Genomic DNA, 12,870 nt, shown 5'->3' on the forward strand with positions numbered 1-12,870 from the left:
ACCAGCCCGAACCAGTAACAATCTGCATTTATGAGAGACATGTCCCGCATGAGGGTTCGAGTGGTTAACAGGTCGGCACTCTTGTTATGCATGGTGCTTGTATTTTCATTTTTTCTTCCACCGCAATTGTTGCAGTGGCAACCGGACACAATCACATCCGGACAGTGGTGGCGCTTGTTTACGGGTCACCTGGTTCACCTGAACGTGAACCATCTCCTGTTGAATCTGGCAGGCGTGCTCATTCTCGCTCTTCTGTTCCCACGCTTCCTGCCTGCCGACAGGTTACTCTGGATCACACTGCTGATGGCCGCAGCGATCTCCCTGGGGCTATTGTCGCTCCGGCCAGACCTGGCCAGCTATCGAGGATTCTCCGGCTGTATCCACGGCCTGGCCGCAATTCTGGCAATGAGAGGGCTGAAAACGGATCGCTGGTTTTCCATCACACTGCTTGCAGCACTGTCCGTGAAACTTGTATTGGAAGGCGTTGGACTGGACCGTTCCGAGACCACGGCCCTGATTGGAGGGCCGGTAATCTGGGAGGCCCATGCACTGGGTTTCGCTTCCGGACTACTGATTGCCGGAGCCGGCTTTATCCGGCGCCGAACGCCAAAGCAATCATCACTGGAATAAAACCGAGGGCAAACAAGGTACTGAGCAACGTAGTACCCGCTGCCTGCCTCGGTGAGGCCTCCAGCAAAGTCGCAATCACCACGGTATTGGCGGCAATCGGTGTGATGGAAATCAGGAAAATGGCCTGATGCACCGCCGGCTCGTAGATTCCCAGAAGCGCTGAATCCACCCACCAGAACACAATAGCCACCAATGGCCAGATCACAAACTTGCCGAAAAATGCCAGCGCCGTGAACCGAGGGTTGCCGGCCAGCCCCCGGAAGCTTGTAATGCCCATGCCGATAATCATCATACCTAGAATGCTGTAGGCACCTCGCAGGTTATCAAACAGCGGCACGAAAATATCCGGAATGCCTATCCCGGCCAGATTCAGGACCACCGCTGCCAGAAAGGCATACACCGAAGGCAGCTTAAGTACCCGCCACAGTGCATCCTTGATGCTGTACCGGCCCCTTGCGGCAAGATAGAAGCCAACGGAATTCTCAAAAAGCGTCGTACCCAGCATACAGACAATATAAAGCCCCAGCCCCTCTTCCCCGAACAAAAGCAATGCGACTGGCACCCCGAAGTAACCAGTGTTACCCGAGCCTACGCACAGGGGAATTATGTTTGCACTGCCATCGGACAGCGCCTTTTTGGCCAGTTTCAACTGAACCAGCCCCAGTACCGATGACGTTCCGAAAACAAGGAAGGGGAGCAGAATCACCTCAGGGCTCAGCGGCGCCGCCATTACGCCGGAAAACACCACTGACGGTGTGACGATGTAGAGCATGATGCCGGCTATATGTCGGCCACTGGCTTCCAGGAACCGACCCGCTATCCAACCCAGTGCAACGGTGACATAAAGCGGAAGAAGTTTAAGCAGCAGGGCCAGGGCGGCAGACATGATCTCTCCGAGCGTAAAACCTTGAAAATACAACCAGCGGGGCAGTCTACCACCTACCCATCAAGAGGTAACTCCCCAGCGCAATAGAGAAACCCGGGATCATCTTTGATAATCATCAATAGCATTAGGGATGCATCTTTATATCCTAGTGGGGCAGTCAGGTATTCGTAACAACCAAGGAGAGAGACCAATGGCCGAGCGCTTTACCAAAAGCATGGCCAGGAACATATATCTGGGGGGAAGTGCCTTCTTCGTCCTGCTGTTCCTGGCCCTGACTTTTGACACTCAGCTGCGTGCTATGCCCGAGCGGGATAACCGCGACGAGCTCACCGAACAGGTGGTGCGCGGCAAACATCTGTGGGAAGAGAACAACTGTGTCGGTTGTCATTCCATCATGGGCGAAGGCGCTTACTTCGCTCCCGAACTGGCCAACGTGTTTGACCGCCGTGGCGGCGGTGATACTGAGGTCTTCAAGGCATACATGAAAGCCTGGATGAACGCCATGCCCACGAATATTCCGGGCCGGCGCCAGATGCCGGATTTCAATCTGAGTGATTCCGAGATCGAAGACCTGGCCGCTTTCCTGGAGTGGACATCCAAGATCGACGACAACGGTTGGCCACCCAACATCGAGGGGTAAGGGAGCAGATATGAAATACGAATCTCAAAGGGTCGCCATGCCCTACTTCATCTTTGCCCTGATTCTGTTTGCCGGCCAGATTGTGTTCGGCCTGATTCTGGGGCTCCAGTACGTTGTCGGTGATTTCCTGTTTCCGGAAATTCCCTTCAACGTTGCGCGGATGGTGCATACCAACCTGCTGATTGTCTGGCTGCTGTTCGGCTTCATGGGCGCCACCTACTACATGGTTCCGGAAGAAGCTCAAACGGAATTGCACAGCCCGTTGCTGGCGTGGATTCTGTTCTGGGTGTTCGCGGCAGCAGGCACTCTGACCATCCTGGGCTACCTGTTTGTGGACTATGCCACCCTGGCGGAAGTCACCATGAACAAGTTGCTACCCACCATGGGCCGGGAGTTCCTTGAGCAACCTACGATAACCAAGATCGGCATCGCCGTGGTTGTGGTGGCCTTCCTGTACAACATTTCCATGACCGCCCTGAAAGGTCGAAAGACGGTGGTCAACATCGTACTGATCACCGGCCTGGTGGGCCTTGCCGTACTGTGGCTGTTCTCCTTCTACAACCCCGGTAACCTGGCTACCGACAAGTACTTCTGGTGGTTTGTCGTGCACCTGTGGGTAGAAGGCGTGTGGGAACTGATCATGGGTGCCATCCTGGCCTATGTGCTGATCAAGCTCACCGGTGTGGATCGCGAAGTGATCGAAAAGTGGCTGTACGTGATCATTGCCATGGCGCTGATTACCGGCATCATCGGTACCGGCCACCACTTCTTCTGGATCGGGCCGCCCGAGTACTGGCTCTGGCTGGGTTCTGTGTTCTCTGCACTGGAACCGCTTCCGTTCTTCATGATGGTGGTCTTCGCCTTCAACATGATCAACCGTCGCCGCCGCAATCACCCGAACAAGGCCGCCATGCTGTGGGCCATGGGTACAACCGTCATGGCGTTCCTGGGCGCTGGCGTGTGGGGCTTCCTGCACACCCTGGCTCCGGTGAACTGGTACACCCATGGTAGCCAGATTACCGCAGCCCACGGCCACATGGCCTTCTACGGTGCCTACGTAATGATTGTACTGACCATCATTTCCTACGCCATGCCAATCATGCGCGGTCGCCCCTACGGCAACAGCAATACCGCCCAGATTGTGGAAATGTGGGGCTTCTGGCTGATGACCATCTCCATGGTGTTCATCACCCTGTTCCTGACCGCTGCCGGTGTACTGCAGGTTTGGCTGCAGCGTATTCCGGAAAGCGGTGAAGCGCTGTCCTTCATGGCAGGCCAGGATCAGATCGCCCTGTTCTACTGGATGCGATTTGTCGCCGGTGCCTTCTTCATGGCCGGTCTGGTGGTGTACTTCGGTAGCTTCTTCATCAAGGGCGAAGCGAGCCCGGCTGAGGAAGTCCGTGGTCCTGCCACGGCAGACGCCTGATAAAGCCTGATCGCCGGGGCCTTCGGGCCCCGGCACATTCCCGAAACCCTGGACAACCTCTGTGCATGCGCAAACCGTCAACCCGAAAGACACCCTCCAGCAGAAGCGCCTGATTACCCGCAGCGCCTTCTTCCTGCTGTTTTTGCTTGCGCCTGTACTCAATATTTTCCGTTACGACCTGACCGAAACCCGCTTCATACTGCTGGGCTTTCCCCTGTCGTTTAACCTGAATCTGGACTGGGTCGCCCAGAGCACCCCGGCCGAGGTGGCTGGTCAGATCCTGTTCTGGTTTGTATTGCCCATTCTCGTGCTGGTGCCACTGGTGCTCTGGATTGCCTTCAAGTGGGGCCGCCTTTATTGCGGCTGGCTGTGCCCGCATTTCTCCGTGGTGGAAGCCATCAACGACCTGATGACCCGCATAACCGGCCGCCCAACCCTCTGGGAAGCGCTGAAAAAAGGCAGCACGGGCAAAGCCATTCACTGGGCCGGCCTGACCCTGGTGTGCGCGCTCATTGGTTTTTCCTGGGCCCTGGCACTACTTTCATACCTGCTGCCACCCATGCCCCTGTATACCGACCTGGTGACCGGCCAGCTTGGCTTGTACCCGGGCATTTTCCTGGCGGTAGCCACCGCGGTGTTCACCTTTGATTTCCTGTTTGCCCGGCACCTCTTCTGCAAATACGGCTGCGCAGTGGGACTGGTACAAAGCATTGCCTGGATGACCAACGGCAAGGGCCGGGTAGTGACTTTCGACACCAAGCGCGCTGCCGCCTGCCGCGATTGCACCAAGGCCTGCGACGAGGCCTGCCCCATGCGACTGCCCACCCGCAGCCACAAGCGGGCGAAATTCAGCTGTACCCAGTGCCTGCAGTGCGTGAGCGCCTGCCGGGAAGTACAGAAAGACAACCCCGAAGGCTCCCTGCTGACCTGGGAGCCCGGCGAACCTGGCAAACAGACGGTACTGATTCCTGTGCGCCAGGTGGAATCCACCCCGCGACATTCACGGGCCTGAACGACGAGGACACGAGATGGAAGAGTGGGTCGGACTGAAATGGCACGACTACGTAACCCGCCAGGCCATGGGCGAATTCCCCGAGTACACCGTGCATCTGAAAGACGAAGCCCGCACACTCGGCGTCATGTTCCGGGCCATGGGCGGAGACCCTGCGCTGAGCCTGGTGACTGCTGAGCCCCGGCATTTCCAGATTCGCCGGCGATTCCTGCAAAAGCTGGCCGGCACCCACCGCAAATTTGAACTGGCCTGGCGCGATGAAGAAAGCCTGCGCCTGCCAGACAGACTGGCCCTGTTCCCGTCCCGCAAAGTGAACCGGGAGCTGTACCTGTGGCTGGCGGCTCTGGCTTCACTCGGCGAAATCCACCATCACAGCTGGCTGCACGGCAATCAGGCCATGGTGCAGGAACTGCTGAGCCGCTGGCCGGGCCTGGAGCCCATGTACCAGCGGCTCGTAAAACACACGCTGCAGTGGCGCCCAGAACCAGACAGCCTGCGTGGCAACGAAGCCAGGCGCGAGGCGGCCATTCGTCAGGCCCTGATTCACCCAGGCAGCGTAGACGACCTGCCAGAAGCCCTGACCGACCCATGGCCGGTAGTACTCTGGCTCTACCCGGTGCTGGGCCGGGGCAAACTCAAAGGCCAGATCATTGGCGACGACAACACCATGTCCAAATCCGGTGGCCTGGCTAAAAAACGGAAACGCAGACGTGCCGAACGGGTGGATGCCTTCGACAAGGACCAGGGGCTGATGCTGTTCCGACTGGAAAGCCTGTTTTCCTGGTCTGAATTCATTCCCATCGACCGCGCCGGCGACGACAGTGAAGAGGAAGACGCCGATGCCGTGGCGGACGACATGGACATGATTTCTGTGTCCCAGGACCGGCGCGAAGCCTCTTCCGCCATCAAGTTCGACCTGGACCTGCCCTCGGAAGAAAACGACGACCTGCACCTGGGGCCTGGCATTCATCTGCCGGAATGGGATTGGCGCCGGCAGGACTACCGGGAAAAGTTCTGCTGCCTGCAGCCACTGCTCAGTAAAGACGCCGTGCCCTCGCCCTTGCCCGAGCACCTGAATCGCTCCGCCCAGACCCTGCGCCGTCAGTTCAGCGCCCTCAAGCCCCTGCGCCAGTGGGAGCGCCGGCAACTGGAAGGTGAAGAGCTGGACCTGGATGCCTGCCTGGAACGAGTGGTACAGCACAAACGCGGTATCGGCGAAGTGGACCAGAAACTGTTCCGTCAGTGCAAACAAAACCAGCGGGACCTGGCCTGCCTGGTGCTCACGGACATTTCCCTGTCCACCGACACCTACATCAACAACCACCAGCGGGTAATCGACATCGCCCGGGATGGCCTGCAACTGCTGAGCGAAGCACTCACCGCCAGCCGCGATCCGTTTGCCCTGTTTGCCTTCTCGTCACGGCGGCGGGACCACATTCGCTTCCACCACATCAAGAGTTTCGACGAGCCATACAACGACACCACAAGAGGCCGTATCCAGGCCCTGGAACCGGGCTACTACACCCGTATGGGCGCCGCCATCCGTCAGTCCATCAAACTGCTACAGACCCGGCCAGAGCACCAGAAAATCCTGCTTCTGCTGACCGACGGAAAACCCAACGACCTGGATCTGTACGAAGGTCGCTACGGCGTGGAAGACACCCGCATGGCCGTGCAGGAAGCACACAAGGCCGGGCTGACGCCGTTTTGCGTGACCATCGACGAAGAAGCCAACGAATACCTGCCCTACGTGTTCGGCAGCAGCAACTTCGTGGTGATCAAAGACCCGACCCAGCTGCCCGGTCAACTACCCAAGCTATACATGAACCTGACCCGTTAACGGAGACTGTCATGGCTAACGTTCAAGCCTCCCACAGGCGGCACCTGCCCGGCGACATCGCGGTATGGTTTTTCATCTTTGCGGAACTGGCCGTGTTCGGCATTTTGTTTATTGGCTATGGCGTGGCCCGAAGCATGGACCCGGCCACCTTTTCCGCCGGCAAGGAGGCACTGCACCCCTGGACCGGACTGATCAACACCGTTGGCCTGATCACCGCCAGCTACCTGGTCGCCCTGTCCGTTCATCGCCTGCGCAACCGGAAACTCGGCACAACCGCCCTGCTCTGGGCCGCTATCGCGGCGTCGTCTGTTTACACCTTCGGCAAGCTCTACGAATACGCGGACCTCTACGCCAACGGCTACAACCTGGGCACCGACACCTTCTTCATGTTCTATTTCTTCCTCACCTTCTTCCACTTCATGCACGTGGTGCTGGGCCAGATCATCCTCGTGGTACTGGCGGTAAAGGTGAAAAAAGGCGACTACAACGGCGACGACATGAACGGCATGGAGTCCGGCGCCTCCTACTGGCACATGGTCGACCTGGTGTGGCTAGTGCTGTTCCCGATGCTCTACGTTCTGGCCTGAGGAGGCTGATATGTTAGCGGTTTATGTGGCCTTGATGATCTGCACCATGGCTCCTGTTGTGGCTATGCAGGCTGGCGCGGATATGTCGGTTCTCATTTGGCTGGTTTTTGGACTGGTGATTGTGAAAGCAGTCCTGCTGGTAGATCACTTCATGGAAATGAAGCATGCCCCCTGGGGCTGGAGAATGGCGGCGCAAGGATGGGCTGTTGTCGTTGTCTCGGTACTGGCAGGAATTCACCTGGTCGGCTGACACCTGAGCCGGACGCAACGGTAGCCTTCCAGGCTGGAGCTTGCACCATGGCGGGGGTAGGCCTTCCAAAAACCGCTCCTTACGGCACATCCATGTGGCGCTTCTGCTCCGCCATCCATGGCTCCGCACATTTCTGGAAGGCCTACCCCCGCCACGGCGCCCTAACTCTAGTGGTTAAAGCAACTTCTTCGGGAATGTCGGCGGCTTGTTTCCTATGGCTTGAGCCAGGGAAATCATGCCCCACAGCACAAACGATGTGTGCAGCACCACTGCCCAGACGATGGCGTAGGTCCAGAACAACCCTGTGTTGCCGTAGATAAGCCAGCAAACAGCAACCCCCGAACTGATCAGCACCGCCCCCAGGATCGACATATAAACCGCCGCCTTGCTATGAGCCCGCCGCAACGCATGGGCATCGCCGGACTTCATGGCGATCGTCAGAAGCACAATGAAGCCGATGACTGGCAACGCCAGCAGGTTCAGCAAGTACCAGATAACCGGGGCAATCGCCCCGGGAGATTCAGTCTTCGGACTGCCCGAATACGGCATACACCACCTCCATCAGTGCGTTAACAGTGACCGCGTCATCCGATAGCGGCTCGATCATCCCGGCCCGGCAGGCCTCGATGTGGGGCATACCGGATGCGATCAGGTATGCGGTGTGGATCAGCAACCGAGTTGAGGCTGCTTCCTCCAGATCGTGATCTTTGAGCTTGCGCAGCGAGGTTGCCAGCCCTACCAGCTGCTTCGCAAGGTCGGCATCGCAGCCGGACTCCTCCTGGACAATGGTCTGTTCCACATCCGGCGGCGGGTAATCGAAGCTCATGGAGACAAAACGCTGCCGGGTACTGGGTTTCATGCCTTTCAGCAAACTCTGGTAACCCGGGTTGTAAGACACCACCAGCATGAAATCGGGTGCTGCCTTGAGCAGTTCGCCGGTACGTTCGATGGGCAGTTCCCGGCGGTCGTCTGCCAGCGGGTGCAGTACCACCGTAGTGTCTTTTCGTGCTTCCACTACTTCATCAAGGTAGCAGATTCCACCTTCCCGCACCGCCCGGGTCAGCGGGCCATCTTGCCAATAGGTGCCGTCGGGGCCGATCAGGTGCCGGCCAACCAGGTCAGAAGCGGTAAGGTCATCGTGGCAGGCCACGGTGTAGACCGGGCGACCGAGTTTTTCGGCCATGTAGCGGACAAAGCGGGTTTTACCACAGCCGGTGGGGCCTTTGATCAGTACCGGCAGGCCGTTGTCGGCAGCGGCGGTGAACAGTTCGACTTCGTTGCCGGCGGGTTGGTAGAAGGTCATAAACAGCTTCCTTTTAAGGCTGGGAATCGGGTGAGGCAAAGCCGTGCACCCATTCCGGGAAAAGATTGAATATCTGGCGATCGTCGCTGCGCTTCAGTTCCAGCAATGCCCTCAGGCACGGCTGTAATCCGGGGTTCGTGGTGTCGGTACCGGCATACCAGCCAGCACCTGAAACGGGCTTTCCCTGCCAGGTAATGGCCAGGCCCTGGGATTCCAGGAACGGCGTCACCAACCCGAGTTCCGAGACCGCCGCATGGGTGTTGTTGTGCAGCAACAAACCCAGGGCAGAGCTGAAATCACCTGCTTCATATCGCTGCCCCGGTTTCGGCGTTATACCCTCGGCAGCCAGGGCCTTGAGTGCAAGCTGCCCGGAGAGCGGATCAGTTCCTGCCACCAGCGAGACATCCCGCCCTTCCAGCTCCCCCAGTGTTCTCACACCGGCGGTTCTCCGGGTTACCCAGACCGGAACCGGATCCTGGCCATCGGCGTTGACGGCCCGGAGCCTGAGCCTGCCCTCCCAGCCATCCTGCCGGTACACCAGGTCACTCTCAACCTGAGCCTCACCCTCAACGGCTTGATTGAACACCAGCTCTGCCTTGCAGTTCTGTTTGTCGAGATAACGCTGCAGCCGGTAACTGGCCACGGTGACAGACCTGGATTCCGTTTGTACTTCAAGTCGCACCGGCCCGGAAAACTGGCCGGCGCTGACGGTACTGGCCCAGAGCATAAACAGCCAGCCGCCAGCGGCCACCCTCATCTCACAAGCCCAGCTGGTGCGCCCGGTTGGTGAAGAAGATGCCAGACGGCTTTTGTGCCGGCAGGGTTGCCACTTCTTCCAGGGTGCGGGTGTTATAGACGGTCACCCGATCACTGTCCCGGGAAGATACCCACACTTCCTCACCGCGCGGGGTGAATTCCATGTGCAGCACGGACTTGCCGGGCTCCAGGGTACGGATGATTTCGCGGGTGCGGGAATCAATCACCTGCACCACGTCGTTCTTCGGGTGCGCAAAGCTGACCCAGATCTGGCGGTTGTCCGGGCTGGCCATGACAAACACCGGCTGGCCCTGTACCGGAATGCGCTGCACCATGCTCCAGTCTTCCATATCCGCCACTAGTACCTCATGGCGACCGACTGCCGGCACAAACGCGTAGCCATCGGCGATGGCCCAGCCTTCCAGGTGCGGCATTTTGTACACCGGCAGTCGCTGCTCGCCCTTGCCGTAATCCGGCAGGATGGTCTGCGCGCCCTGTTCCGGCTCCCACAGATCCATCATCGACAAGCCGTCTTCGCCGAACAGGCCGGCAATATAGAAGCGGCCATCGGGGGTGATCAGGGCGTCGTAGGGTTCTTTACCAGCCTCATGGCGGGTCACGCCCGGCGGATTGCTGTGCATATCCACGGTCCAGATTTCACCGGCCTCGAACAGGCTGAAGACAAACTGGTTGCCCGGGGCGTCTACCAGGCCCACGGTTTTGGACTGATCCTGCTCGCCCTGGGCATTGGTATAGAACGCGGGAATTTCCACCACGGTTTCCAGGGTTTGACTGTCGAAAATATTTACCCCGCCGGGCTCGTAGTTGGATACCGCCACGTAACGACCGTCCTGTGAGATCGCTCCGCCGATGCTGTTACCGGACTGGATAACCCGGTCAGTCACCGCACGGGTGAGCAGGTCGACTTTGGTGAGCCCGCCATCACGACCAAACACATAGCCGTAGCGGGCATCCCGCGAGTACACCACTGAGGCGTGAGACAAATCGCCCAGGCCTTCTACCCGGCCCAGGATTTCATGTTCGGAGTGGTCCACCACCAGTACCGAGCCTGTGGCCCGCTCTATGATCAAACCCAGGTCACCTGTGCCGCGAAGCTCAACAGGCTCCGGCACCGACAGGGATTGGCAGCCGGTGATCACGGTGGCGGCGATGGTCAGTGCAATCGGTGCAAACAGACGTTTCATCATGAGTCCTTCGGTTATCGGCTTCGGGAAGAATCGGTTTCGGGGGCAATCAAGGCGCCGGATTTCAGCTGCTCGCTGATCCAGGCAATTTCCTGGTCGGTCAGCAGGGCTTTCCAGGGTGGCATCGCCGTACCGGGAACGCCCTCCCGAATGATGGCTGCAATAGCTGCCTCTGGCAGGGATTCGATATCCTCAGGCCGTAAGGGCGGGCCAAGGCCGCCTTTCAGTTTCAGGCCATGACAGGAGCCACAATCCTGAATGACAAAATTGGCCAACTCATCCTCGGTTTCCGGTGCCCCGGCAACAGCACCTGCCGACAGCATCAGGGCGGTAGCCAATACACCCACTTGCCAGCAAACGCCCAGTGCGGACCGTTTCATCAGCGTTCTCCTGAAGGATCACAGCCATGCTGCAATCCCAACAATTTCATGGCCTTGATATTGATTAAATTCTTGGCAGGTATCCAGTGATCTTTGGGCATACGCCGTCTACCACCTGCGAGGTACTCTCTTGAAAACCAGCATCTTTCTGACATTAATCAAGGTTCATAAGCCATAACAAGAGAAACCTAGGAGTACTCTTGAACCCCAAGGAGAGAACCTGATGAGAGTAACCAAACTGATGATCAAGCCGCTGGCACTGGCCGTGGCTATTACGTCGTTAGGCGTAATGAACGCACAGGCCGCCCCGAAAGACCCTGACAAGTCCACCATGGCCTATGAAGGTACCCCCAGTGCGGTCGATGCGGAATCTGCCAAAATCGTTCGCTCCCCCGGTGCGCCGGATCTGACCGATGCAGAATTCGAGAAAGCGAAGCAGATCTACTTCCAGCGCTGTGCAGGCTGTCACGGTGTGCTGCGTAAAGGCGCCACCGGTAAACCGCTGACTCCGGACATCACCCAGGAGCGCGGTATCGACTACCTCAAGGCGTTTATCAGTTACGGCTCCCCGGCCGGTATGCCGAACTGGCTGACCTCCGGTGACTTCGATGAAGAAACCGTGGAACTGATGGCCAAGTACATCATGCACGAGCCTCCCATGCCTCCCGAATTCAGCCTGGCTGACATGAAGGAAACCTGGGAAGTGATCGTTCCGCCGGAAGACCGGCCGACCAAGCAGATGAACGACCTGGACCTGGAAAACCTGTTCAGCGTCACCCTGCGTGATGCCGGCCAGATCGCCCTGATCGACGGTGATTCCAAGGAGGTCGTGAAGATCATCGATACCGGCTACGCGGTACACATCTCCCGGATGTCTGCCTCCGGCCGCTACGTGATGGTTATCGGTCGTGACGCCCTGATCAACATGATCGACCTGTGGATGGAAGAGCCTAAAACCGTCGCCAAGATCAAGGTCGGTATGGAAGCACGCTCTGTCGAAACCTCCAAGTACAAGGGCTGGGAAGACAAGCTCGCCATTGCCGGCACCTACTGGCCACCGCAGTTCGTGATCATGGACGGCGACACCCTGGAGCCCAAGAAGATTGTGAGCACCCGGGGCATGACCGTAGGCGACCAGGAATACCATCCTGAGCCACGGGTGGCTGCCATTGTCGCGTCCCACGCCCATCCGGAATTCATCGTCAACGTGAAGGAAACCGGCAAGATCATGCTGGTGAACTACGAAGACATGGAGAACATGAACATCACCTCCATTGATGCAGCAAAATTCCTGCACGATGGCGGCTGGGATGCCAGCATGCGTTACTTCCTGACAGCGGCCAACAACTCCAACAAGATTGCGGTTGTGGATGCCCAGGATCGTAACCTGGAGGCGATCGTTGATGTTGGCAAGATTCCGCACCCGGGACGTGGCGCCAACTTCGTTGACCCCGAGCATGGTCCGGTCTGGGCGACTTCTCACCTGGGTGATCAGACCATCCAGATGATCGGTACTGACCCCGAAGGTCACCCGGACAAAGCCTGGAAAGTGGTTCGCACGGTGGATGGCCAGGGTGGTGGCTCACTGTTCGTGAAGACCCATCCGAAGTCCAAGAACCTGTGGGTAGACACCGCGCTCAACCCGGCGGAAGCCGTGAGCCAGAGCGTAGCCGTCTTCGACATCAACAACTTTGATGCCGGCTATGACGTGCTGCCGATTGCCGACTGGGCAGACCTGGGTGAAGGTCCCAAGCGTGTGGTTCAGCCGGAATACAACAAGGCGGGCGACGAAGTGTGGTTCTCTGTCTGGAATACCCAGGACAAGAAATCCGCCATCGTTGTGGTCGACGACAAGACACGCAAGCTGAAGAAGGTGATCAAGGGCGACTACATGGTCACCCCGACCGGTAAGTTCAACACTTACAACACCCAGCACGACGTGTACTGATCCCGGC

Annotated in this window: 14 protein-coding genes; 8 read left to right on the forward strand and 6 right to left on the reverse strand. The window is 58.3% G+C overall.

All coding sequences use genetic code 11. The features are described 5' to 3' along the window. The first annotated feature begins 90 nt into the window (after positions 1 to 90). Positions 91 to 630 (forward strand): rhombosortase, encoded by a 540-nt coding sequence (rrtA, locus tag ACSSVV_RS03785; RefSeq protein WP_157680653.1) that lies wholly within the window; start codon positions 91 to 93, stop codon positions 628 to 630. Here rrtA and ACSSVV_RS03790 read toward each other — a convergent pair. Then, positions 590 to 1,516 carry an AEC family transporter gene (locus ACSSVV_RS03790; protein WP_011786555.1) on the reverse strand — a complete coding sequence of 309 codons (927 nt, stop codon included), beginning with the start codon at positions 1,514 to 1,516 and terminating at the stop codon, positions 590 to 592. The genes rrtA and ACSSVV_RS03790 overlap by 41 nt on opposite strands. 190 nt (positions 1,517 to 1,706) lie before the next feature. Between ACSSVV_RS03790 and ACSSVV_RS03795 the strand changes: the two genes are divergently transcribed. From ACSSVV_RS03795 to ACSSVV_RS03820, 6 genes are all read left to right on the forward strand, one after another. Beyond that, entirely contained in the window at positions 1,707 to 2,156 is a 450-nt protein-coding gene (locus ACSSVV_RS03795; protein ID WP_022990832.1) for a c-type cytochrome, read from the forward strand. Positions 2,157 to 2,166: 10 nt separating this feature from the next. Next, positions 2,167 to 3,582: a cbb3-type cytochrome c oxidase subunit I gene (locus ACSSVV_RS03800; RefSeq protein WP_114434503.1), complete on the forward strand. Its 1,416-nt coding sequence runs from the start codon at positions 2,167 to 2,169 to the stop codon at positions 3,580 to 3,582. Positions 3,583 to 3,643: 61 nt separating this feature from the next. Further along, positions 3,644 to 4,594 (forward strand): 4Fe-4S binding protein, encoded by a 951-nt coding sequence (locus tag ACSSVV_RS03805; protein ID WP_454105594.1) that lies wholly within the window; start codon positions 3,644 to 3,646, stop codon positions 4,592 to 4,594. A 16-nt stretch (positions 4,595 to 4,610) separates the two neighbouring features. Further along, the gene (locus ACSSVV_RS03810; protein ID WP_454105595.1) at positions 4,611 to 6,434 is read left to right on the forward strand and encodes a VWA domain-containing protein; all 1,824 of its coding nucleotides are present in this window, start codon (positions 4,611 to 4,613) and stop codon (positions 6,432 to 6,434) included. Positions 6,435 to 6,445: 11 nt separating this feature from the next. Next, a complete protein-coding gene (locus ACSSVV_RS03815) occupies positions 6,446 to 7,021 on the forward strand; it encodes a cytochrome c oxidase subunit 3 (RefSeq protein WP_226609496.1) in 576 nt (191 codons plus the stop codon). A gap of 10 nt (positions 7,022 to 7,031) precedes the next feature. Further along, positions 7,032 to 7,271: a cytochrome C oxidase subunit IV family protein gene (locus tag ACSSVV_RS03820; RefSeq protein WP_022990828.1), complete on the forward strand. Its 240-nt coding sequence runs from the start codon at positions 7,032 to 7,034 to the stop codon at positions 7,269 to 7,271. Positions 7,272 to 7,445: 174 nt separating this feature from the next. Here the strand turns inward: ACSSVV_RS03820 and ACSSVV_RS03825 are convergent, their stop codons facing one another. From ACSSVV_RS03825 to ACSSVV_RS03845, 5 genes are read right to left on the reverse strand one after another with little or no spacing between them, the layout of a single operon-like run. Beyond that, the gene (locus tag ACSSVV_RS03825; RefSeq protein ID WP_454105596.1) at positions 7,446 to 7,820 is read right to left on the reverse strand and encodes a hypothetical protein; all 375 of its coding nucleotides are present in this window, start codon (positions 7,818 to 7,820) and stop codon (positions 7,446 to 7,448) included. Beyond that, the gene (locus tag ACSSVV_RS03830) at positions 7,792 to 8,574 is read right to left on the reverse strand and encodes an AAA family ATPase (protein ID WP_454105597.1); all 783 of its coding nucleotides are present in this window, start codon (positions 8,572 to 8,574) and stop codon (positions 7,792 to 7,794) included. Before ACSSVV_RS03830 ends, ACSSVV_RS03825 begins: the two co-directional genes overlap by 29 nt. 13 nt (positions 8,575 to 8,587) lie before the next feature. Further along, positions 8,588 to 9,331 (reverse strand): PhnD/SsuA/transferrin family substrate-binding protein, encoded by a 744-nt coding sequence (locus ACSSVV_RS03835; RefSeq protein ID WP_222179393.1) that lies wholly within the window; start codon positions 9,329 to 9,331, stop codon positions 8,588 to 8,590. A gap of 1 nt (position 9,332) precedes the next feature. Beyond that, entirely contained in the window at positions 9,333 to 10,538 is a 1,206-nt protein-coding gene (locus ACSSVV_RS03840) for a cytochrome D1 domain-containing protein (RefSeq protein ID WP_454105598.1), read from the reverse strand. Positions 10,539 to 10,549: 11 nt separating this feature from the next. Then, complete coding sequence (locus ACSSVV_RS03845) at positions 10,550 to 10,915, reverse strand: c-type cytochrome (protein ID WP_226609505.1); 366 nt, start codon at positions 10,913 to 10,915, stop codon at positions 10,550 to 10,552. Positions 10,916 to 11,138: 223 nt separating this feature from the next. Between ACSSVV_RS03845 and ACSSVV_RS03850 the strand changes: the two genes are divergently transcribed. Continuing rightward, complete coding sequence (locus ACSSVV_RS03850) at positions 11,139 to 12,863, forward strand: cytochrome D1 domain-containing protein (protein ID WP_454105599.1); 1,725 nt, start codon at positions 11,139 to 11,141, stop codon at positions 12,861 to 12,863. The last annotated feature ends 7 nt before the right edge of the window (positions 12,864 to 12,870 follow it).

The sequence above is a fragment of the Marinobacter sp. MBR-105 genome (assembly GCF_053628895.1).